At 63.6% G+C, this 20,157-nt stretch carries 22 protein-coding genes and 1 tRNA gene; 8 read left to right on the top strand and 15 right to left on the bottom strand.

What is annotated here, in order from left to right; genetic code table 11:
* The first annotated feature begins 42 nt into the window (after window positions 1-42).
* Window positions 43-1,104 carry a hypothetical protein gene (locus AC56DV_RS13850; protein WP_496314860.1) on the top strand — a complete coding sequence of 354 codons (1,062 nt, stop codon included), beginning with the start codon at window positions 43-45 and terminating at the stop codon, window positions 1,102-1,104.
* Here the strand turns inward: AC56DV_RS13850 and AC56DV_RS13845 are convergent.
* Window positions 1,046-3,481: a TOTE conflict system archaeo-eukaryotic primase domain-containing protein gene (locus AC56DV_RS13845; RefSeq protein WP_496314859.1), complete on the bottom strand. Its 2,436-nt coding sequence runs from the start codon at window positions 3,479-3,481 to the stop codon at window positions 1,046-1,048. The genes AC56DV_RS13850 and AC56DV_RS13845 overlap by 59 nt on opposite strands.
* Before the next feature lie 205 nt (window positions 3,482-3,686).
* On the opposite strand from AC56DV_RS13845, the gene AC56DV_RS13840 reads away from it, so the two are divergent.
* On the top strand, window positions 3,687-4,352 hold the full coding sequence (locus AC56DV_RS13840) for a uracil-DNA glycosylase (protein ID WP_496314858.1): 666 nt from the start codon (window positions 3,687-3,689) through the stop codon (window positions 4,350-4,352).
* Between the two features lie 24 nt (window positions 4,353-4,376).
* Here the strand turns inward: AC56DV_RS13840 and AC56DV_RS13835 are convergent, their stop codons facing one another.
* From AC56DV_RS13835 to AC56DV_RS13825, 3 genes are all read right to left on the bottom strand, one after another.
* A complete protein-coding gene (locus AC56DV_RS13835; protein ID WP_496314857.1) occupies window positions 4,377-4,772 on the bottom strand; it encodes a glutaredoxin family protein in 396 nt (131 codons plus the stop codon).
* Between the two features lie 74 nt (window positions 4,773-4,846).
* Complete coding sequence (locus AC56DV_RS13830) at window positions 4,847-5,023, bottom strand: hypothetical protein (RefSeq protein ID WP_496314856.1); 177 nt, start codon at window positions 5,021-5,023, stop codon at window positions 4,847-4,849.
* Window positions 5,024-5,187: 164 nt separating this feature from the next.
* Window positions 5,188-6,234 (bottom strand): 2-dehydropantoate 2-reductase, encoded by a 1,047-nt coding sequence (locus AC56DV_RS13825; protein ID WP_496314855.1) that lies wholly within the window; start codon window positions 6,232-6,234, stop codon window positions 5,188-5,190.
* Between the two features lie 129 nt (window positions 6,235-6,363).
* Here AC56DV_RS13825 and AC56DV_RS13820 point away from each other — a divergent pair, with 129 nt between their 5' ends.
* Together AC56DV_RS13820 and AC56DV_RS13815 are read left to right on the top strand one after the other, a co-directional pair.
* A complete protein-coding gene (locus AC56DV_RS13820) occupies window positions 6,364-6,786 on the top strand; it encodes a PaaI family thioesterase (RefSeq protein ID WP_496314854.1) in 423 nt (140 codons plus the stop codon).
* Window positions 6,787-6,803: 17 nt separating this feature from the next.
* On the top strand, window positions 6,804-8,111 hold the full coding sequence (locus tag AC56DV_RS13815; protein WP_496314853.1) for a DUF3034 family protein: 1,308 nt from the start codon (window positions 6,804-6,806) through the stop codon (window positions 8,109-8,111).
* A 29-nt stretch (window positions 8,112-8,140) separates the two neighbouring features.
* Here AC56DV_RS13815 and AC56DV_RS13810 read toward each other — a convergent pair whose 3' ends face one another.
* The 3 genes from AC56DV_RS13810 to AC56DV_RS13800 are packed head-to-tail and all read right to left on the bottom strand — an operon-like array spanning window position 8,141 to window position 9,865.
* Entirely contained in the window at window positions 8,141-8,650 is a 510-nt protein-coding gene (locus AC56DV_RS13810; RefSeq protein ID WP_496314852.1) for a TlpA disulfide reductase family protein, read from the bottom strand.
* Between the two features lie 2 nt (window positions 8,651-8,652).
* Window positions 8,653-9,276: a BON domain-containing protein gene (locus AC56DV_RS13805; protein ID WP_496314851.1), complete on the bottom strand. Its 624-nt coding sequence runs from the start codon at window positions 9,274-9,276 to the stop codon at window positions 8,653-8,655.
* A complete protein-coding gene (locus AC56DV_RS13800; protein WP_057154186.1) occupies window positions 9,269-9,865 on the bottom strand; it encodes a phosphoheptose isomerase in 597 nt (198 codons plus the stop codon). The genes AC56DV_RS13805 and AC56DV_RS13800 overlap by 8 nt, the downstream gene beginning before the upstream one ends.
* Before the next feature lie 201 nt (window positions 9,866-10,066).
* Here AC56DV_RS13800 and AC56DV_RS13795 point away from each other — a divergent pair, with 201 nt between their 5' ends.
* Window positions 10,067-10,390 carry a type II toxin-antitoxin system RelE/ParE family toxin gene (locus AC56DV_RS13795; protein WP_496314850.1) on the top strand — a complete coding sequence of 108 codons (324 nt, stop codon included), beginning with the start codon at window positions 10,067-10,069 and terminating at the stop codon, window positions 10,388-10,390.
* Window positions 10,383-10,682 (top strand): helix-turn-helix domain-containing transcriptional regulator, encoded by a 300-nt coding sequence (locus AC56DV_RS13790; protein WP_496314849.1) that lies wholly within the window; start codon window positions 10,383-10,385, stop codon window positions 10,680-10,682. The genes AC56DV_RS13795 and AC56DV_RS13790 overlap by 8 nt, the downstream gene beginning before the upstream one ends.
* A 2-nt stretch (window positions 10,683-10,684) precedes the next feature.
* On the opposite strand, the gene AC56DV_RS13785 is transcribed toward AC56DV_RS13790, so the two are convergent.
* Window positions 10,685-11,041: a YraN family protein gene (locus tag AC56DV_RS13785; RefSeq protein ID WP_496314848.1), complete on the bottom strand. Its 357-nt coding sequence runs from the start codon at window positions 11,039-11,041 to the stop codon at window positions 10,685-10,687.
* 10 nt (window positions 11,042-11,051) lie between these two features.
* The gene (locus AC56DV_RS13780; RefSeq protein WP_496314847.1) at window positions 11,052-12,251 is read right to left on the bottom strand and encodes a penicillin-binding protein activator; all 1,200 of its coding nucleotides are present in this window, start codon (window positions 12,249-12,251) and stop codon (window positions 11,052-11,054) included.
* A 132-nt stretch (window positions 12,252-12,383) separates the two neighbouring features.
* Between AC56DV_RS13780 and rsmI the strand changes: the two genes are divergently transcribed.
* Window positions 12,384-13,298 carry a 16S rRNA (cytidine(1402)-2'-O)-methyltransferase gene (gene rsmI / locus AC56DV_RS13775; protein ID WP_496314846.1) on the top strand — a complete coding sequence of 305 codons (915 nt, stop codon included), beginning with the start codon at window positions 12,384-12,386 and terminating at the stop codon, window positions 13,296-13,298.
* A gap of 21 nt (window positions 13,299-13,319) precedes the next feature.
* On the opposite strand, the gene AC56DV_RS13770 is transcribed toward rsmI, so the two are convergent.
* On the bottom strand, window positions 13,320-14,003 hold the full coding sequence (locus AC56DV_RS13770) for a hypothetical protein (RefSeq protein WP_496314845.1): 684 nt from the start codon (window positions 14,001-14,003) through the stop codon (window positions 13,320-13,322).
* A 120-nt stretch (window positions 14,004-14,123) separates the two neighbouring features.
* Here AC56DV_RS13770 and AC56DV_RS13765 point away from each other — a divergent pair.
* Window positions 14,124-14,200: transfer RNA gene (locus tag AC56DV_RS13765), tRNA-Pro, on the top strand.
* Between the two features lie 57 nt (window positions 14,201-14,257).
* Here AC56DV_RS13765 and AC56DV_RS13760 read toward each other — a convergent pair.
* From AC56DV_RS13760 to bioD, 5 genes are all read right to left on the bottom strand, one after another.
* A complete protein-coding gene (locus AC56DV_RS13760) occupies window positions 14,258-15,169 on the bottom strand; it encodes a hydroxymethylglutaryl-CoA lyase (RefSeq protein WP_496314844.1) in 912 nt (303 codons plus the stop codon).
* Between the two features lie 14 nt (window positions 15,170-15,183).
* Window positions 15,184-16,116, bottom strand: a complete 933-nt coding sequence (locus AC56DV_RS13755) for a 2-hydroxyacid dehydrogenase (protein WP_496314843.1) — start codon at window positions 16,114-16,116, stop codon at window positions 15,184-15,186.
* A gap of 13 nt (window positions 16,117-16,129) precedes the next feature.
* Window positions 16,130-18,184: an acetyl/propionyl/methylcrotonyl-CoA carboxylase subunit alpha gene (locus AC56DV_RS13750; RefSeq protein WP_496314842.1), complete on the bottom strand. Its 2,055-nt coding sequence runs from the start codon at window positions 18,182-18,184 to the stop codon at window positions 16,130-16,132.
* Between the two features lie 69 nt (window positions 18,185-18,253).
* Window positions 18,254-19,297 (bottom strand): biotin synthase BioB, encoded by a 1,044-nt coding sequence (gene bioB / locus AC56DV_RS13745; RefSeq protein ID WP_496314841.1) that lies wholly within the window; start codon window positions 19,295-19,297, stop codon window positions 18,254-18,256.
* A 13-nt stretch (window positions 19,298-19,310) separates the two neighbouring features.
* Window positions 19,311-20,030 carry a dethiobiotin synthase gene (gene bioD / locus AC56DV_RS13740; RefSeq protein ID WP_496315630.1) on the bottom strand — a complete coding sequence of 240 codons (720 nt, stop codon included), beginning with the start codon at window positions 20,028-20,030 and terminating at the stop codon, window positions 19,311-19,313.
* Between the last annotated feature and the right edge of the window lie 127 nt (window positions 20,031-20,157).

Genomic DNA, 20,157 nt, shown 5'->3' with positions numbered 1-20,157 from the left:
ATTTCAGAAGCTGATGAGACAATTTATGGTGGTTGCACGGTATTGAATCATAAAAAGTCTTTCATAAACAAAGAGTTGCCTAATATTGCAGCTCTTGCCAAAGGCGAAAATTCTTGGCGTATAGATTGGTTCGGCGATCTGGCTTTCCCGAACCGTCTATTTCGCCGGACACAGCCCTCGCTACTTGTTCATTTATCCAAGATCCTCAACGACAGTTTTCGTCAGGATCCTTCCGTCCTACTCTCCCCTGATTCGACAACGCCAGCCCGCTTCCAACGGAAGGTATGGGTCTCGGCCGGTACGCTGCCACTGCTACGCATCGGCGACGTCTGGCGCGACGGCAAATTAGAAGCGAGTCCCGATTACCAACTCGAACGCTTCATCGACCTGCAGATTGACGACAGCACCGTTCATCTGGTTAAGGCCGGATTGAACTTGGACGACAAAGGCTTCCTGCTGCCGCTGTCGGAACACCCATGGCATTTGAATTGCACACATTCCTATTGCGTGATGGTGGAGCTGCCAGGCGGCCGCCAGCTTCTTATTCCGTGCATCGAGCTGATCCGATTCTATTTTGGGTCGTCAAGTGGGTTGATCACCAAGCTGTTCCTGCCTCCATTGCAGCGTAAAACGCTATATGGCGATTCCCAGTTCGACCCAAGCACGAAGCGCCTCGTCCTCGGTTTAGCAGAAAAAATATCGGGTGCTTCAGCGGCGGATATTGGGAGGATGCATTTGGACCCTGTCGCCTGGCGGGCCGCGATGCATGTTGGCACGTCAGCATTGAAGGCATCGGTTGCCCGGCAGAGTATCTATCCACAGGGATTCTTTCCGTTCGAAGGCAAGACCACCCTGGCGGTCGCCGGAAAATGGTTGAGCTTGGGTGACCAGGCGGAAGCGACGTTTCTCGTCTATAGCCTTCGTTCTTGTTCTCACCCCTTCCCCTTCCGGTCGTTGCGCTACAAAGTGCAAAATGGGTTTGCTCGCGCGACCGGCATGGCTTCTCCGCGCCAAAGCCATACGGTATACCTTGTTGTCATTTGGATCACAGCTGCGTCAATGAAATCGTTGGAGGAGCTTGATGAGTTGGTACCCCTATCATAGGCAGCCCCAGGCGAAATTGTTGTTGATCTGAATCAACTTGATAGCCCATCGCTCGGTAACCTCGTTGTCGCTTTTCCCACATCCTGTAGAGCTGTGGATGATCCAACTCTACGTAGTCGTAAATCAGGATGTCGGTTTTGTTCGCATGGTCGCGATGTAAACGGCCGGCATACTGCTGCAGTGTTCCCGCCCACGAGATTGGCAACGTCAAGATCAAGGTATCCAATGGCGCATGGTCGAAGCCTTCGCCGACCAGTTGTGCACTGGCGAGTAATATGTGAGGAGCGTTTTCCGGCAATTCCGCCAGGGCCTTGATGATCGCTTGGCGCTCTTTGGATTTCATGCGCCCATGTAGCATGAAGCATGGATATTCGACATTCGCAAAATGAGCATGCAGTAGGTCGAGGTGTTCGGTTCGTTTGGTCAGTAACAATACCTTCCTTCCGTTTCTCAACGCACTGATCGCGTCGGCGACGATGCGTGCGTTTCGATCGTTGTCCTCGGCCAGAAGTCGGATGACTTCCTGAATGCTGGCGTGCGGTGAAATCGATGGTGTTCGAAGGTGCCGGACCCGGACCATGAGTTGATCCGGAACATGTGCTGGACTCTTGGCGATATGCCTGACAGGACCGGATTGCATGAAGATGATCGGGTGGTGGCCATTGCTGCGAACAGGCGTGGCACTGAGCCCGAGAACATAGTGTGAGCTAGCTTGCTTCAAGACGGCTTCGAATGTTTCTGCGGCTAAGTGGTGTGCCTCATCGATGATCACCTGCCCGTATTGGCTGAAAAGCTCAGGAAGGTCCTCGCGGCGCGCAAGGCTTTGAATGACCGCGATGTCGAGTAGCCCTGTCGGTTTCTTCTTGCCTGCGCCGATAAGGCCAATTTTTTGGTCATCCAATCGGATGAAACTTCCAAGTCGCTCCTGCCATTGCCGCATCAAGTCGGCGCGGTGGACAATGACCAAGGTACTCACCTTTCTTTTGGCGATAATGGCCGCTGCGGTGACCGTCTTTCCAAATGCGGTCGGCGCAATCAACATGCCGAAATCATGTTTTACGACGGCATCGAGAGCTTCCTGTTGATCCGGACGAAGCACGCCTTGGAACGTTGCGTCCATTGCCTTTCCCATCGAGCGTGCATCGCTCAGACGGAGTTCGATCTTGTTGACGGCGAGCAGAGCCTCAATATCGCTCAGACAGCCTCGCGGCAATGACACGAATTTTTCATGGTTTTCGGCGCGACTGATAATTCGAGGCGTATTCCAAGTGGACCTAAGCGTTGCCTGAAGCTTGTAGAAATCGGGATTTTGAAACGCCGCAATGCGGATCAGCCGGTTCATCAGCGATTGCGGCAGGCCAGCTTTTTCAATGAATAATTGCGCGGCAATTGTCGCCTTGATGGCTTTCGGCATGATGCCACTGAGTTTGACATCAGGCTTGGCAGGGCGGACCCACGGCGCATCGGCATTCTCTTCTGGCACCTCGGCGTAGGCGATGTCCAGCGGGTGGCGGTCGCCAACGAGCTTGGTCAATGCCGTTTCGATGCGGCTTTGCGGGAGGGGCTTAATGTTTTCTAGAAATGCCCATTGGTCCGGGAGTTGCTGCAAGTCCGCGTCGACGAAGACGCTGCGTCCGAGATCGCGAGGCTCCCGTTGTAGCGGTAAGGCTATCAGGTTGCCAAATCCGCCTTTCGGCATGGTGTCCTGGTTTGGGAAGAGACGGTCGTAAGATTTTAGAGTCAACTGCCGGGTGCGTGCGCAGGTCGCGCTAATTAGCGCGGCCCCAAGCCGCCGCACATCCCTTGCTGGGGTCGCGTTCGCAAAGAAAAGCCAAAGATGCGCGCCGGAGCCGGAGCGTGAAATTTCCAATGCTGCAGGGAGATCGTTTTCAACGCAGGTTTTCAGTACCGCGCGCGCGTCCTCACGCCAATCTGCGTCGTCGAAATCGATAGCAAGAAAGTAGCAGCGGTTATCGGGCAGAAGCGGGTAGACACCGGCGGTGATCTCACCCCTGAGATGCCGGAAAACGACGTAGTCGGTGACCGGCGCAAACAAGCTATGGCTGCACTCGCTGCATTTTATTCTTGGCTTTTCACAAACGCCGCGACGCCATTCATTCGCGCAGACGGGTGAGTATCCAGGTTTTTCCGTCGTCTTGCTTATCCAGCGGACCGGGTAGATGTCCTCTCGCCCACGAAAGAGCCGGCGGAAGAGCTTAACCTTAGCCTCGGGCGATAGTGGGCTGGCATCATATGGGATGACTGGCGCGGCGGCCACCATTGCTGGCGGCACCGTAATGCCATGCCTGGCCAGCAGCGCTTTTAGTGCCGCATTTTCAGCGCGTAGCTGGGCGATTTCCGCATCGGTCTTTGACATGCGAGGCTAGTTTTGCGACGATGAACATGGCACGTCCCGTCTAACAATTAAGGTCGACTGGGGGCGCTCTCAGGTGCTGGCACAACATCAAGGAAATTGTCTCACCAACTTCTGATTGTTGTCTCAACAACTTCTGGACAAATATACGCCAAAATGACCAAGTTGTCTCACCAACTACTGACTGTTCACAGGAAGCCGTGTAAGCATGGCGGAGGTGCGCATCGAGCCGTCCTGGAAGCTGCAGCTGCAGGACCAGTTCGAGCAGCCGTACTGGTCCTCGCTGAGCGCTTTCGTGAAGGCAGAGTACGCGGCGGGCCACTGCTGCCCACCGGGCCGCGACATCTTCCGCGCCTTCGACCTGACGCCGTTCGACGACGTCAAGGTGGTCATCCTGGGCCAGGACCCTTACCACACGCCGGGCGCGGCCCAGGGCTTCTGCTTCTCCGTGCCGGATGGCAACCGTCCGCAGCCCAGCCTGCAGAACATCTTCAAGGAGCTGGGCGAGGACGTGGGCGTGGCGCGCAGCCGCACCGACCTGTCGGACTGGGCGGAGCAAGGCGTGTTCCTGCTCAACAGCGTGCTGACGGTGCGCGCCCACGCGGCCGGCTCGCACGCGGGCAAGGGCTGGGAGCAGTTTACCGACAGCGCCATCCGCCGCCTGTCGCAGCAGCGCGAAAACCTGGTGTTCATCCTGTGGGGCAGCTACGCCATCGCCAAGAAGGCCCTGATCGACAGCAGCAAGCACCACATCATCACCTCGCCCCATCCATCACCGCTATCGGCCTACCGTGGCTTCTTCGGCAGCAAGCCCTTCACGCGCGCCAACGGCTACCTGGCCGCCAAGGGCAAAACGCCGGTCAGCTGGGTCTGAACTGGTCTGCCAATGCCATTCGCCTCAATCGAGGCGGGCGGCCGGGACTTTTTTCAATGCGGCGTCGAATTCGGCGGGCGTGTAGCCCCGGATTTTTCTGTCGCCGATCAGCACCATGGGCACGCCGCCGCCGCCCAGTTCGGCGAATTGCCTCGCGGCCGCCGGCGATTTCTCGATGTCCTGCTCGTCGTACCGGATATTATTGTCCGCGAAATACGCGCGCGTTTTCGCGCAGTATCCGCACCAGCTGGTGCTATACAGGACCACCCTGGTTTTTTCATCCGGATAATATGCACTGTAATTGCCGGCCACGTGGCCCGGCTTCAGCCATCCGGGTATGCGCGGCAGTGCGTACCCTATGCCGATACCCGAAACGATAATAGCTGCGTAAAAGAATGTGGAACTGAAGATACGCTTCATCGTCTATGCGGTGTGAATGGTTGCGGCGTGCGCGGCGGGGAATGCGGTAGCGGCAGCCCCGCCGTGCCAGGGATTTACAGCGGGATGTTGTAGATGCGGCACACGCGGCTGAACGTGGTGCAGGCGTTGCTGTCGCCATCCAGGCACGCATCGCGCATTTCTACGCAGGTGTCGTAGTCGGGGATGGCGAAGGCCGAAAACGAAGCGCCCAGACCGAGGCCCAGGCAGGCGGCGAATATTATTTTTTTCAAGCCAGTCATCTTAAAATCACTTTCAATATTGTAGTTAAAGTGAAAAAGCCGGATATCGAACTATTTGAAGGTTGTGCCGACCAATAGCCGAGGCAATAATACCACCAACATTAATATTAAAAGAAAAATATCATAGCTATTAAATGGCTATTTAATAAATCCGGCTAGCCGCGCGCAGCCGCCAGGATGCGGTACATCGCGTCCGCGCCCAGCGCACCTTGGCGGCCCTGCTCCGCGGCAGTGACCAGCTCGGTCATGCGGCGGTTGACGGGCGCGTCCGTGTTCAGCGTGGCGGCCAGCGCGGTGATGGCGCCGTTCAGGTAGTGCACTTCGGTCTTGCGGCCCGCCTGCAAGTCTTCCCACATCGATGAACGCGCTTCCGGGTCTATCTTCAGCATGGACGCCGCCACCCGCGCGAACAGCGCGTCCGGCAGCCGCAGGATCAGCGAGAAGGCGCGCGGGCCGACGCTGACCACCTTGGCCGGCACGATGCCCGCCCTGGCCAGCACGGCGCGGCCCTCGTCCACCATCAGCGCCAGCGAGCGCCGGTAGCCGCGCTGGCGCAGCTGCTGCACCAGCGGCACGCCGGACAGCGCGTTCACGGAGTTGTTCAGGTTGATGAGCAGCTTGCCCCACTGGATGGACGCGAAATCCGCGCATCCGGTGACCGGCAGGTGCGCCGCCGCGAACGCGGCCAGCCATGGCTGCAGCGCGGGCGACGCTTCCGCCATCAGCTCCCCGGCCGTGCCCCGGTGCAGGCGGCCGTCGGGCATCTGCACCACGTTGAACGGCACCATGCCGCCCAGCACCGTCCAGCCGGGCAGGATGCGGCGCAGCGTGTCCGCATTGCCGACGCCGTTCTGCAGGCTGAGCACCAGCGCCGACGGATGGGCATGCGCGCGGATGGCTTCGGCGGCCGCCGCCGTGTCCGCGCTTTTCACCGTCACCAGGATCAGCGCGGCGTCGGCCAGCACGGCGGCCTGTTCCGCCGCCTCGGCATAAGGAACGCGCGCGCCGTCCAGCAGCAGTTCGCGGCCATGCAGGTCGGTCAGGTGCAGACCATGCCCGGCGATGCGCTGGCGCATGCGCGCCCGGCCCAGCAAGGTCACGTCCGCTCCGGCGCCCAGCAGCGCGCCGCCGACATAGGCGCCGATCGAACCGGCGCCGAAGACCGCCACCGCGCCGGGGCGGACCGGAATGGGATTATTCATAGTTACGCAAATCCTGTGGTGAGCCAGGCATCAATATGAACACAATCCGCGCGCGAGACCGTAAAAATAGCGACAATCCTGCCGGGTTTCTCTATGATTCGCCTATGACAAAGACGAATGGAAGACCGCATGGACGCTCCAAAATTTAGCATCGAACAGTTCAACGAACGCAGCCAGGGCAAACTGCCCGGGCACATGGGTATCCACTTCACGGCCATCGCCCCGGGCGAAGCCAGCGCCGAGCTGACCGTGGCGCCCCACCACCTGGCGCCGAACGGCTACCTGCACGCGGGCACCGTGGTCACCCTGGCCGACACCGCCTGCGGCTACGGCTGCATCGCCAGCCTGCCCGAAGGCGCGGTGAATTTCACCACGCTGGAACTGAAGTCCAACCATCTCGGCACCGCGCGCGAAGGCGTGGTCGCCGTCACCGCCAAGGTCGCCCACATGGGCCGCACCACCCAGGTCTGGGACGCCACCGTGGTGCACAAGGACACCGGCAAAACCATCGCCATGTTCCGCTGCACGCAGATGATTTTGTATCCGAAGTAAAGCGCCAAGGACCGCCTATGATCCAAGCCGCCCGCGTTGCGACGCTCGGCCTGCTGCTGGCGTCCTCGCTCGCCTGCGCGCAGACCCCGTACACCGACGATTCCACCTACCGGGGGCTGGGCGGCAAGGAAGGCATCAAGAACATCACCGATACCTTCGTCGCGCTGGTGCTGGCCGACCCCCGCATCAAGGAATCGTTCGACGACTTCGATATCCCGCAGCTGAACCTGCGCCTGCAGGAGCAGTTCTGCGAATTCGCGGGCGGCCCGTGCCGGTACACCGGCAAATACCGCGACAAGACCATGGACGGCGTGGGCACGGTGCGCGACATGAAGTCGGTCCACATCGACCTGAAGATCACCAACGCCCAGTTCAACGCGCTGGCCGAGGACCTGCAGATCGCCATGGAGCGGCACGGCGTGCCCACCGGCGTGTCGAACAAGCTGATCGCCAAGCTGGCGCCCATGCAGCGCGACATCGTGACCTTCTCGCCCGGCGTGCAAGGCAAACCGGACATGGGCAAATTCCTGGCCACCGGCGGCGTGAGCCAGCTGGAAGGAGCGGGCGGCGGCGGCCTCACCCCGTGGGCGCTGATCACCGGCTATGGCTCGCGCGACAGCTGGGGCGCCAACGCCCACTACACGCACGTGAAAACGCAGGACTATTCGCTGGGAACTTACGGCGTGGCGCTTGGCGTGGGCGACCGGCTGGAGTTGTCGCTGGCGCGCCAGGACTTCAAGGGCGGCCTGGCGCCGCTGAACGCGCTGCGCATCCGGCAGGACATCGTCGGGCTGAAGGTGCGCCTGATGGGCGACGCCGTCTACGAGCAGGACTCGTGGCTGCCGCAGGTGGCGGCCGGCATCATGTACAAGAAGAACAAGGGTGTCGGCGGCCTGGGCGCGCTGGGCGTCACCAATGTGACCCAGTTGGGCGCCAGGGACGACAGCGGCTACGATTACTACGTGGCGGCCACCAAGGTGCTGTTCGAGCAGAGCCTGCTGGCCAATGCTACTCTGCGCGCCACCAAGGCCAACCAGATGGGCATCCTCGGCTTCGGCGGCGACCAGGGCGACCACGCGCGGCTGATGCCGGAAGCGTCGGTGGCCTACCTGCTCAACCGCAAGCTGGCGCTGGGCGCCGAATACCGCCACAAGCCGCACAACCTGGGCGTGGATCCGGAAAAAGCGTACTGGGACGCCTTCGTGGCCTGGTTCCCTACCCGCAATGTGTCGGTCACGGCGGCCTACGCCAACCTGGGCGAGATCACCGTGTTCAACAAGAAGAAGCAGAAGGGCTGGTACTTGTCGGTGCAAGCCGGCTTCTAAAACGAAAAGGACGCCGCGGCGTCCTTTTTTTATCCCTGCAGCGCTTTCTCAAGCAGCTTGTGCAGCGCCGGGAATTCCGGCTCGCCCACGTAGCGCTTGATGATGCGGCCTTCCTTGTCGATGACGAAGGTGGTGGGCGTCATGGCCACGTTGCCGTAGGCCTTGGCCGCGTCGCCCTTCACGTCCAGCGCCACCTTGAACGGCAACTGCCGCGTTTCCGCGAAGTTCAGCACGTAATTGGGCGGATCTTCCTTCATCGCCACCGCCACGAACTCCAGGCCCTTGTCCTTGTACTTGTTGTACGTGTCCACCATCTGCGGCATTTCCTTCACGCAGGTGACGCAGGACGTGGCCCAGAAGTTCACCATCACCACCTTGCCGCGCAGGCTGGCCGGCGTGATCTGCTCGCCCTTGATGCCCAGGAAGGTCACGTCCGGCGCGCTGCTGTGTTGGTTCAGCGAGAAGTAAGCAGTCACTCCCAGGCCGGCGATAACAGCGGCGGCCAGGGCGGGTTTGATCCAGGCGGTGGAGGAGGACATGATTAGTTGGCGGCAGGTTTAGGCTGGTACTGTTTCCATTCTTCTTCACTAATATACTCGAAAACCTTGACCACCTTGTAGACGCCGCTCACGCCGCGCGCCACGTCGGCCGCGATGGTGCCTTCGCGCTGCGTCACGCGGCCCATCAGGTAGACGTTGCCGCGCTCGGTGACCACCTTGAAGGAGTTGGCCGAGATGTCTTTCATGTCCACCAGGCTGGCTTTCACCTTGGTAGTGATGAGGGCGTCGTTCGAGCGCGAGGTGTAGCTGGCCGGGCCGGCGATTTCCAGTTCGTTGGTCACCGACAGCACGCCTTCGACGGCGCGCACTTCGCGTTCCACGTTGTCCTTCATGGCCTGGTCGCGCACTTCGCCGGTCAGCAGCACGCGGCGGTTGAAGCTGGCCACGTTCACGTGGCCGGCGTCGCCCACCAGGTTGGGCAGCTTGAGCTCGACCTTGACGGCGATGGCCTTGTCCTCGGTTTGCGCGCCGAAGGTGCGGCGGTCGGATGCGGCCAGGGTGCCGCCCACGGCGCCGCCCACCACCAGCGGAACGCAGGCGGACAGCGAGGACAGCAGGACTGCGCCAAATACCACGCGGCGGACTACGGTGCCGGCTTTACTCATTCACATCTCCTCCGAATAGTGCGACGTCGATGCCGTCGCACAAAGCATGTATGGTCACCAGGTGCACTTCCTGGATGCGGGCGGTGCGGTCGGCCGGCACGCAGATGTGCACGTCGGCGTCGGTCAGCATTTTGCCGATGGCGCCGCCGCCCTTGCCGGTCATGGCGATCACGCGCATTTCGCGTTCCAGCGCCGCCTCGATGGCCGCCATCACGTTGGCCGAATTGCCGGACGTGGAGATGGCCAGCAGGATGTCGCCCGCCTGGCCGAAGGCCTGCACCTGTTTCGAGAAGATTTCGCGGTAGCTGTAGTCGTTCGCCACGGCGGTCAGGATGGAAGTGTCGGTGGCCAGTGAAATGGCCGGCAGCGGGAAGCGCTCGCGTTCGAAGCGTCCCACCAGCTCGGCGGCGAAGTGCTGCGCGTCGGCAGCCGAGCCGCCGTTACCGCAGGCCAAGATCTTGTTGCCGTTGGACAAAGCCGAAAACATCAGTTCAATAGCCTGCCCGATCGGCTGCGCCAGCACGGTCGCGGACTGGATCTTGATTTCGGCACTTTCGTGGAAGTGGGAGAGGATGCGTTGAGTATTCATGGTGTGGGATTATAGTGCAGTCGCCCGCCGGACCGGACAAGCGCTGTTAAAAATGCTTACATATCAAGCAGAGGAAGCTGCGTAGCAGCGATCCGATAGCCGGAATCGCCCTGCGATAAGACACAGATCAAGCTGCCGTCTGGGTTCCTGTGCCATTCTGGCCAGCACACGTGCCTTGCGATTATTCGCTTATAAGCTAATATGTACACGGTCCTTCACTATGTGGATGTGCATGGCAAAGACCACTTTCAGGACTGGCTTGATGCGCTACGTGATCGGGAAGCAAAAATAGCAATTATCCGTCGCGTAGCGCGGTTGGCGGCCGGCTTGGCTGGTGATCGTCAGTCTGTACGCGGCGGAATTCAGGAACTCCGTATCGATATCGGCCCGGGTTACAGGGTTTACTTTGCATTTGTTGGTAAAGCCGTCGTCCTCCTGACTTGCGGGGGCACAAAGCGAGCACAGACTCGAGATATCACAGCGGCTATCGACATGCTGCGAGACTGGAAGAATCGAAATGGCTAATACACACCGCTCTCATGATGATGCAACGATAGAGATGTTCCAGAAGGATCCTGGCTTGGCGGCGGACTATCTCAACGACGTGCTCGCGACAGGGGACGAAGTCGATCTGATGATGGCGCTGAGATACTTGAGCAGTGCTTTCGGCGGCGTGCAGGAAGTGGCGCGCCGGGCGGATGCTAATCCCAACACGATGTATCGCACCTTATCCACGCAGGGCAATCCCTCGTTGAAGACCCTGCGTGCGATTTTGAACACGATGGGGCTGCGCTTGGCGGTTCAACGCATCGACTAGCATTATGCAGGTGCGTCTATTACATTCCTTAGCCAGCTTAATTTTCCGGCATCGATGGCCACCAGGTCGAAGCGGCACGGCGGCAGCGGTTTCACGCGCAGCAGGTAGAACTGGGCGGCGTGGATCAGGCGGCGCTGCTTGGCGGGCGTGACGCTGGCCACCGCTCCGCCGAAGCCGCCGCCGGCCCGCTGGCGCACCTCGACGAACACCAGCGCCCCGCCGTCGCGCATGATCAGGTCGATTTCGCCGCCCTTGCAGCGGAAATTGCGCTCCACCAGCACCAGGCCGTGTTGCTGCAAGTGGGCCAGCGCCTCGTCCTCGCCCGCGTTGCCCTGCAATTGCCGCGTGGTGAGGGGCATGGCTCCCGCCCTAGGGTTGCAGCGGCGCCGGCACGCCGTTCTTGTAGACGGCCGGCAGCGCGCGCCGCTCGAAGGCGGCCGGGCCGTCGCCGAAGCGCACCTTCAGCTGCCCGGTCACGCCGTCCAGCTTGAAGTCGGCGCCCTGCTTGCGCTGCGCGTTGCGGGCGATTTCATGCGCGATGCGGAAAGCGTCGATGCCCAGCGCATACAGGCGTTCCATGTCCGCATCCCTGCCCACCGTTTGCGGGTAGACCATCACCGCCGGGTGGTCGCGCTGTATCTGCCAGGGCAAATCCAGCAGGCGCACGCCGTCCAGCTCGGGGCCGGGCAGCTGCTTGGCCTTGCCGGGATTGAGCGACGAGGTGCCGTAGACGGGAATCTCGCCCAGCGGCGGCGCCTGCAGCGCCACGCGCAGCTGGCGCGTCTGGTCCGCATCCAGCGCGGCGAACACCAGGGCCGACGGCTCGCTTTGCAGCCGCGCGCGCAGCGCCACCAGTTCACCGTCGCTCAGGTAGCCGTTCAGCACCATCATTTCCGCTGTCTTGGCGGAGCGGCCCAGGCGCTGCCACTGCGCGGCGAAGGCGTTGGCGCTGCGGCGCTGGTACTGGGCCTGGTTGGACAGGATGTAGGCGATGGCGCCGGGCTGCTCGCGCGCGGCCCAGTCGGCGGCCTGGCGCGCCTCGTCCTCGATCGACAGGCCGATCACCATCATCTGCGGGGGCAGCGTGGTTTCGCCGCGCCCGTCCGGGTGGTTGAGGGCGATGGTGGGTTTCAGCACCAGCGGGCTGGCCGCCACGGCGGTGACCGCCGAACGGGCCAGCGGGCCGACGATCATGTCCTGCTGTTCCAGCGCGCCGGCGTAGGCGGCCAGCACGTCCTGCGCCACGTCGCCGGTTTCGATCACGGTGACGGCGATGCCCGCGCGGTCGCGGTCCCAGGCGGCCAGGAAGCCGTCGCGCACCGCCTCGGCGGCCAGGCGCAGCGGTTCGGAGCGCAGCGGCAGCATCAGGCCGATGCGGTAGCCGGGGGCGGCATCGGCTACGGCGGCAGCGGGCGCGTCCATGCTGGCGCCTGTCGGCAGCAGCGAGGGTGTTTCCATTTGCGTGCCCGGCATCGCCACGGCAAAGGTTTCCACCACGGGCTTGGGTTCCGGCGCGCGTTCCGGCGCCGCCCGGGGCGCGGCGGGCACGGCCTGCGCGTGTTGTGGCATCGGACTTGTAATTGACGTCACAGGCGCGCACAATTTGCCCGGCGCGTCGCAAGGCGTGCTGCAAGCGCTGGTCAGACCGGCTGCCAGGCACAACAGCAGCATTTTCACTCTTATAGGCAGCATCCAACCTCCATGACAGACCAAGCAACCAGCATCGCCACCCTGCCCGTACTGGGCGAGACAGCCAACCAGACCTATCCTATCGCAACATTGTACGTAGTGGCGACCCCGATCGGTAATGTCACTGATATAAGTCTTAGGGCGTTGCATGTTTTGAGCCTTGTGGATGCGGTGGCCTGCGAGGACACCCGCAACACCGCCCAGCTGCTGACCCGCTTCGGCCTGCACAAGCCGCTGATCGCCGCCCACCAGCACAACGAGCGCGAAGCGGCCGAAACGCTGATCGCGCGCCTGCAGGCGGGTGAACGCATCGCCCTGGTGTCGGATGCCGGCACGCCCGCCGTATCCGACCCCGGCGCGCGCATCGTCGACGCGGTGCGCGCGGCCGGCCTGCGCGTGGTGCCGCTGCCCGGCGCGTCGGCGGCCGTGACGGCCATCTCCGCCAGCGGCCTGCTGAATGACCAGTTCCACTTCATCGGCTTCCTGCCGTCCAAGGCCAAGCAGCGCGAAACCACGCTGCTGCAATTGCGCAACGTCACCGCCACCATGGTGTTCTATGAAGCACCGCACCGCATCGTCGAATGCGCGGCGGCGCTGGCGGCGGCGTTCGAGCCCACGCGCCAGGTGGTGTTCGCGCGCGAGCTGACCAAGCTGTTCGAGGAAATCCACCGCTGCCCGCTGTCCGAGGCCGTGGCCTGGCTGGGCGCGGACGCGCACCGCGAAAAGGGCGAATACGTGGTGCTGGTGGAAGGCGCGGCCGAAGCGGAGGATGCGCAGGACGCCGAAGCCGAGCGCATCCTGGCCCTGCTGGTGGCCGAGCTGCCCGTCAAACAGGCAGCCGCGCTTACCGCGCAAATCACCGGCCGCAAGAAAAACGCGCTGTACGAGCGCGCCTTGCAGATGAAAGCCGGCGCCGGCGACGCCTGAGCGCGGAACTTGCCAACGCCGCTACCATTTGCAGCCGTGGTCCTTCTTGTCCATGGCCAGCAATAGCGGCGCCAGCAAGCCGCCCGGGATGCCGTCCTTGCAGTCGGCGCGCGCCGCCCGCGACATCTTGCGCGCCAGCGGCGTCTCGCTGGCCAGCGGCTTTTCAGGAAACTGACCCACCGCCGTTCCCGCCTTGGCAGGATCGCGCTCGTTCGCCACTTTGCGCGCCGAGCGCCGCGCCGCATCCATATCGAACTTTGGCGCCGCCTCGGCCTGTGCCGGCTCTGCGAACGGATCGGCCGGCGCCGATGCGGCCGCAGGAGCAGGGGCGACCCAAGTCATGCCCGGCGCTTCGCTTGCCGGCGCCGGCGTGACGTCCGTGGGAGTTGCCGGCGCTGGTTTGCGCGGCGTGCGTTCCTTGCGGATGTCCTTTTTCGGCGGCGGCGGTTCGGCTTGCACCGTCAGCGGCACGCGCGGCGGCGGCAGTGGCTGCAGGACGGGCGGCGCGACAGGCGCCGGGCGCAGCCAGACCGTGATGGTTTCCTGCTGCGGCAGCGCGGGCGCCGGCGGCGTCAAGCCGAAACGGGACTGATACAGCAAGATCGCATGCAGCACGATGGAAATCGCCACGCCGATGGCAATGCCGCCCGGCCTGCTGGCCGGCGAACCATACCGCTCCACTGCGTAGGAAGTGTGCAGGTGCATGATGTTTTGCTTAATTAGTATGCAGCCAGTGTCCCATATTGAAGAAAAACCTGCATTTCTGAAGTTTTTTCGTTCCTGCCCTTGACCGAAGAAAACCCAGCTTGTATTATCTTGCTTCTTCGGAGTGTAGCGCAGCCCGGTAGCGCACCTGGTTTGGGACCAGGGGGTCCAAGGTTCGAATCCTTGTACTCCGACCAAAATTTAAAAACCCGCTTGATGGCAACATCAAGCGGGTTTTTTCTATTCCGGCCCCCTCAGCCTGCGCGTTTCGCTGCGATGGCGTTGCCGGCGCGGCTGGCGCCTTTGCGGCCCAGCACTTGCGAGATGTACTGGCCCGCGTCCACCACGATGTCGAGGTCGATGCCGGTGTGGATGCCCAGGCCGTTCATCATGTACAGCACGTCTTCCGTGGCCACGTTGCCGGTGGCGCCCTTGGCGTACGGGCAGCCGCCCAGGCCCGATACCGACGAATGGAAGATCGAGATGCCCAGCTCCAGGCTGGCGTAGATGTTGGCCAGCGCCTGGCCGTAGGTGTCGTGGAAGTGGCCGGACAGCCCGTCCAGGCGGAACGCGCCGATGGCCGTTTCCATGACCGCCTGCGTCTTGCGCGGCGTGGCCACGCCGATGGTGTCGGCGATGTCGATTTCGTCGCAGCCCAGGTCGCGCATGCGGCCCACCACGTCCGCCACCGCGTCCAGCGGCACATCGCCCTGGTACGGGCAGCCGAACGAGCAGCTGATCGAACCGCGCAGGCGCAGGCCGTTGTCCTTGGCAGCCTTGGCCACGTCGACGAAGCGCGCGATCGATTCGGCGATGGAACAGTTGATGTTCTTTTGCGAGAACGCTTCCGAGGCCGAGCCGAAGATCACCACCTCGTCCGCTTTGGCCGCCAGCGCCGCTTCGAAGCCCTGCATGTTGGGCGTGAGCGCGGAATAGATGGTGCCCGGCTTGCGCGCGATGGCGGCCATCACTTCCTTGCTGGTGGCCATCTGCGGCACCCACTTGGGCGACACGAAGGACGCCGCTTCGATATTGGCGAAGCCGGCGCTGGTGAGGCGGTTCACCAGCTCGGTCTTCACCTCGGCCGAGATGGTTTCCTTCTCGTTCTGCAGGCCGTCGCGCGGGCCGACTTCAACGATTTTGACTTGCTTGGGCAGTGCGTTCATGTTGGTTCCCTTGTTCAGTATCCATGCAGGCGGTTGATGACGTCGGCCACCGGCTCGCCGCGCTCCATCTGGCGGATCTTGCCGGCGATCTGCTGCACGCTTTCGCGCCGCAGCGTCAGCGCCGAAATGTGCGGCGTGATGGTGATGCGCGGCTCCTGCCAGAACGGGTGCTGCACCGGCAGCGGCTCGTTGCGGAACACGTCCAGCGTGGCCGCCGCGATATGGCCGGACTTCACCAGCGTGAGCAGGTCCGGCTCGGCCAGGTGCGCGCCGCGCCCCACGTTGACCAGGTAGGCGCCTTGCGGCAGCTTGCACATATTGGTGCGGTTGAGGATGTTGGCGGTGTCCTGCGTCAGCGGCAGCAGGCACACGGCCACGCGCGCGCCGCGCAGGAAGGTGTCCAGGCCATCGGCGCCGTGGAAGCACTGCACGCCGTCCATGGTCCTGGCGCTGCGGCTCCAGGCGCGCAGCGGGAATCCGAATTCCTTCAGCGCCTGCAGCACGCGCGCGCCCAGCACGCCCATGCCCAGCACGCCCACCGAGAAGTCTTCGCGGTTGTGCTGCGGCAGCGGCGTCCACTGCCCTGCGCGCGCCTGCGCTTCGTACTCGTCGAAACGGCGGTAGTAGCGCAGCACCGCGTGCGTCACGTACTCTGCCATCTGCACGCCCATGCCGGCGTCGCCGAGGCGCACGATGGGCACGTTGTGCGGAAGCCGCGCATCGAACTTCAAAATGCCGTCGGCGCCGGCGCCGGTCAGGAACACAGCCTTGACTTCGGCCAGGTTGCGCAGCATGGCTTCCGGCGGCGCCCAGGTGACCGCGTAGTCGCAGGGCGGCAGCGCTTCATCCGCCCGCCACACCACCACTTCCGCCTCCGGCAGGTGCCGCGCGAAGTCCTTGATCCAGGGCTCGGTCTGGCCGTCGGCCCTGTGCAGCAAAATTCGCATGCCGGTCTCCTTCTCAGGCGGCCTTGAATGCCAGCAGCGGAGCGCCGTCGGCAACCTGGTCGCCAACAGCATACAGCACGTCTTCCACCAGGCCGTCGTGCGGCGCGGAGATGGTGTGCTCCATCTTCATCGCTTCCATGATGACCAGCGCGTCGCCCTTCTTCACTTGCTTGCCCTTTTCGGCAAGCACCGCCACCACCTTGCCCGGCATCGGCGCGGTCAGGCGGCCGCCATCGGCTTCGGCCTCGCCGGCGTGCGCCATCGGGTCGTTGTAGGCCAGCGCGTAGTGCGCGCCGCCGGTGAAGACGTGGAACATATCCCCGTCGCGGCGCACGCTGCCGTGCCAGGCGGTGTCGCCCAGCTTGATGCTGAAGTCCGTGCCCTGCTGCGACATCAGGCTGAGGCGCTCGGGCTGCGCCTCGGCGCAGCCCGGCAGGTTGAACACCCAGTCCGCGTCGCGGTAGGTGATCTGCACGTTGTAGGCCCTGGACGGCAGCGCCGCCGCGTAGTCGTCCGTGAAGGACAGGCTGCGCGTGTAGGCGTTGTTCATGCGCCAGCCCAGCGCCTGCCCCCACGGGTCGGCCGCATTGGCGCCGGACTGCGCGGCCGATGCGTCCTTCTCCGCTTCGATCAGCGCCACGGCGGCCAGCGCCAGCGCGCCTTCGGCTGCCGGTTGCGCGGCCGGGAACAGCGCGTCGTGGTTGCGTTCAATCAGGCCGGTGTCCAGGTCGGCCGTGGCGAAGGCTTCGCCTTCCACCAGGCGTTTCAGGAAGGCGATGTTGGCCGCCAGGCCCACGATCTGGTACTGCGCCAGCGCCTGCGACATGCGGGCCAGCGCCTGCTTGCGGTCGGCGCCCCAGACGATCAGCTTGGCGATCATCGGGTCGTAGAACGGCGAAATGGCGTCGCCTTCGCGCACGCCGGAATCGATGCGCACGCCGGACGGGTGGCCTGGTATACCGCCCAGTTCGAAGTTGACGGCGCCGGGCGTCTCCAGGTGGCGCAAGGTGCCGATCGACGGCAGGAAGCCCTTCTCCGGGTTTTCGGCGTAGATGCGCGCTTCGATGGCGTGGCCGTGGATGCGCAGCTCGTCCTGTTTCTTCGGCAGCGGCTCGCCTGCGGCAACGCGCAGCTGCCATTCCACCAGGTCGGTGCCGGTGATCATTTCGGTCACCGGGTGCTCCACCTGCAGGCGGGTGTTCATCTCCATGAAGTAGAACGAACCGTCCTGGTTGGCGATGAACTCCACCGTGCCGGCGCCCACGTAGCCCACGGCCTTGGCGGCGGCAACCGCCGCTTCGCCCATGGCGGCGCGGCGTTCGCCGGTCATGTTCGGGGCCGGCGCTTCCTCCAGCACTTTCTGGTGGCGGCGCTGCACCGAGCAGTCGCGCTCGAACAGGTAGATGCAGTTGCCCAGCGTGTCCGCGAACACCTGGATTTCGATGTGGCGCGGGCGCTGCAGGTATTTCTCGGCCAGCACCTTGTCGTCGCCGAAGGAGCTGATCGCTTCGCGTTTGCAGGAAGCCAGCGCCTCCTTGAATGCTTCGGAATTTTCAACCACGCGCATGCCTTTGCCGCCGCCGCCGGCGGAAGCTTTCAGCAGCACGGGGTAGCCGATGCGGTCGGCTTCCCGGTTCAGGAAATCGGCATCCTGATTGTCGCCGTGGTAGCCGGGAACCAGCGGCACGGCGGCCTTTTCCATCAGCGACTTGGCGGCGGACTTGGAGCCCATCGCGCGCATCGCCGAAGCCGGCGGGCCAATGAACACCAGGCCCGCTTCGGCGCATGCGTCCGCGAACTCGGCGTTCTCGGACAGGAAGCCGTAGCCGGGGTGGATGGCCTGCGCGCCGGTGGCTTTCGCCACGGCGATGATCTTGTCGCCGCGCAGATAGCTTTCCTTGGCGGCGGCGGGGCCGATCAGCACCGCTTCGTCGCACACGGCGACGTGCTTGGCGTTGGCATCCGCTTCCGAATAGACAGCGACAGTCTTGATGCCCAGGCGGCGCGCGGTAGCGGCGACGCGGCAGGCAATTTCACCACGGTTGGCAATCAGGATTTTCTTGAACATGTGGTCTCTCTCTATTCAGCTCGTGGCTTTAGATTTTTTGAGTTCGATTGCTGCTGCAGCGGCTGGGAATCAGCAGGCGCAGCTTTCCTTCTGCACCGATTCCAGCGTGTTGGCGCGGGTCGTCAAGCCCAGCTTGGCCAGCAGCGCGCGGTCGTCGTTCGCTTCCGGGTTGTCGGTGGTGAGCAGCTTGTCGCCGTAGAAGATCGAATTGGCGCCGGCCAGGAAGCACATGGCCTGCACCGCTTCGCCCATCTGGCGGCGGCCTGCGGACAGGCGCACGCGCGCTTTCGGCATGGTGATGCGGGCCACGGCGATGGTGCGCACGAATTCGAACGGGTCCAGCGGGTCCATGCCGTGCAGCGGCGTGCCTTCCACCTGCACCAGGTGGTTCACCGGCACCGATTCCGGGTACGGGTTCAGGTTAGCCAGCTGCGCGATCAGGCCGGCGCGCTGCAAGCGCGTTTCGCCCATGCCGACGATGCCGCCGCAGCAGACCTTCAGGCCGGCGTTGCGCACGTGGCCCAGCGTGTCCAGGCGGTCCTGGTATTCGCGGGTGGAGATCACGTTGTTGTAGAACTCGGGCGCGGTGTCCAGGTTGTGGTTGTAGTAGTCCAGGCCGGCGGCCTTCAGGCGTTCTGCCTGCTGCTCTTCCAGCATGCCCAGCGTGGCGCAGGTTTCCAGGCCCAGCGCCTTCACTTCGCGCACCATTTCCTCAACCTTGTCCATGTCGCGCTCCTTCGGGCTGCGCCATGCCGCGCCCATGCAGAAGCGGGTGGCGCCGTTTTCCTTGGCCTGGCGCGCCGCTTCCAGCACGGTGTCGATGCCGAGGATCTTCTTGGCTTCCACGCCGGTGTCGTAGCGCGCGGCCTGCGGGCAGTAGCTGCAGTCTTCCTCGCAGCCGCCGGTCTTGATCGACAGCAGCGTGGCCAGTTCCACGTCGCCCGCCGGGAAGTTGGCGCGGTGGGTTTCCTGGGCGCGGAACATCAGCTCATTGAACGGCAGCTCGAACAGCGCCATCACGTCGTCCAGCGGCCAGGTGGCCGCTTCCGGCAGCTTGATGGCAGGGCTTGGGCGGTGCAGTTCTACGGTCTTTGGTTCTTGCAGGGACATCATGTTTCCTTCACGTTCAGGTATTGTTGCGGCGGGCAGGCCAGTTCGGCAGGCCCGTAAAATCCAGGTGCGCGGCTGCCGCTGCGGCAGTCGGCTGTTCCAGGCGCGGAATGCGGCCCAGCAGCGGCGCGGCAATGCGCTGCTCCAGTGCGGCCACGTTCTCGTCGGCGAAATTCATCTCGGTTTGCAGCTCGTTGGCCACCCAGCCCACCAGTGTCAGGCCGCGCGCTTCGATGGCTTCCACCGTCAGCAGCGCGTGATTGATGCAGCCCAGCCGCAGGCCCACTACCAGGATCACCGGCAGGTCCAGCTGCTGCGCCAGGTCGGCGGTGTCGAAGCTGTCGTTCAGCGGCACGCGGAAGCCGCCCACGCCTTCCACCACCACCGCGTCGGTGGCGGCGGCGATCTCCAGGTAGGCGGCCAGGATGGGCACCGCGTCGATGGTCACGCCTTCCATGGCGGCGGCGATGTGCGGCGCGGCCGGCTCCGTCAGCATGTAGGGCGTGGTCAGCGATTGCAGCATGGTGACGTTGCCGGCGGCGGTCAGCTGGTCGGCATCGTCGTTATGCAGCTCGCCGTCGCGCAGTTCGGCGCCGGCCGCCACCGGCTTCATGCCGCAGGCGCGCACGCGCTGCTTCACCAGCGCGTGCAGCAGCGCCGAGGAAGTGAGGGTCTTGCCGATTTCAGTGTCGGTGCCGGTGACGAAGCAGGCGAAGCGCGGCGGCAAGCCGGCCATGGCCGGCGCCGGCGATGGGCTGGCTTGCGGCGCGGCCGCAGCTGCGGCGGGGGTGGCCACGCCGACGGCAAGATCCGCGTCGGGCGCGGCCACGATCACGTCCGGCGCGTCGGCGGTGGGCGCGATG

Source organism: Massilia sp. BGA-UO-ETr-WB1 (assembly GCF_059567845.1).
This window is presented reverse-complemented; position numbering and strand designations above follow the sequence as displayed.

Coding starts and splice junctions, on each gene's coding strand:
- rsmI (WP_496314846.1), top strand. CDS start 12,384: ATGACAGACCAAGCAACCAGCATCGCCACCCTGCCCGTACTGGGCGAG.
- AC56DV_RS13760 (WP_496314844.1), bottom strand. CDS start 15,169: ATGAACGCACTGCCCAAGCAAGTCAAAATCGTTGAAGTCGGCCCGCGC.
- AC56DV_RS13790 (WP_496314849.1), top strand. CDS start 10,383: ATGGCTAATACACACCGCTCTCATGATGATGCAACGATAGAGATGTTC.
- AC56DV_RS13825 (WP_496314855.1), bottom strand. CDS start 6,234: ATGAATAATCCCATTCCGGTCCGCCCCGGCGCGGTGGCGGTCTTCGGC.
- AC56DV_RS13785 (WP_496314848.1), bottom strand. CDS start 11,041: ATGCCCCTCACCACGCGGCAATTGCAGGGCAACGCGGGCGAGGACGAG.
- AC56DV_RS13800 (WP_057154186.1), bottom strand. CDS start 9,865: ATGAATACTCAACGCATCCTCTCCCACTTCCACGAAAGTGCCGAAATC.
- AC56DV_RS13750 (WP_496314842.1), bottom strand. CDS start 18,184: ATGTTCAAGAAAATCCTGATTGCCAACCGTGGTGAAATTGCCTGCCGC.
- AC56DV_RS13835 (WP_496314857.1), bottom strand. CDS start 4,772: ATGAAGCGTATCTTCAGTTCCACATTCTTTTACGCAGCTATTATCGTT.
- AC56DV_RS13845 (WP_496314859.1), bottom strand. CDS start 3,481: ATGTCAAAGACCGATGCGGAAATCGCCCAGCTACGCGCTGAAAATGCG.
- AC56DV_RS13815 (WP_496314853.1), top strand. CDS start 6,804: ATGATCCAAGCCGCCCGCGTTGCGACGCTCGGCCTGCTGCTGGCGTCC.
- AC56DV_RS13805 (WP_496314851.1), bottom strand. CDS start 9,276: ATGAGTAAAGCCGGCACCGTAGTCCGCCGCGTGGTATTTGGCGCAGTC.
- AC56DV_RS13810 (WP_496314852.1), bottom strand. CDS start 8,650: ATGTCCTCCTCCACCGCCTGGATCAAACCCGCCCTGGCCGCCGCTGTT.
- AC56DV_RS13755 (WP_496314843.1), bottom strand. CDS start 16,116: ATGCGAATTTTGCTGCACAGGGCCGACGGCCAGACCGAGCCCTGGATC.
- bioB (WP_496314841.1), bottom strand. CDS start 19,297: ATGATGTCCCTGCAAGAACCAAAGACCGTAGAACTGCACCGCCCAAGC.
- AC56DV_RS13820 (WP_496314854.1), top strand. CDS start 6,364: ATGGACGCTCCAAAATTTAGCATCGAACAGTTCAACGAACGCAGCCAG.
- bioD (WP_496315630.1), bottom strand. CDS start 20,030: ATGGCCGGCTTGCCGCCGCGCTTCGCCTGCTTCGTCACCGGCACCGAC.
- AC56DV_RS13840 (WP_496314858.1), top strand. CDS start 3,687: ATGGCGGAGGTGCGCATCGAGCCGTCCTGGAAGCTGCAGCTGCAGGAC.
- AC56DV_RS13770 (WP_496314845.1), bottom strand. CDS start 14,003: ATGCACCTGCACACTTCCTACGCAGTGGAGCGGTATGGTTCGCCGGCC.
- AC56DV_RS13795 (WP_496314850.1), top strand. CDS start 10,067: ATGTACACGGTCCTTCACTATGTGGATGTGCATGGCAAAGACCACTTT.
- AC56DV_RS13780 (WP_496314847.1), bottom strand. CDS start 12,251: ATGCCACAACACGCGCAGGCCGTGCCCGCCGCGCCCCGGGCGGCGCCG.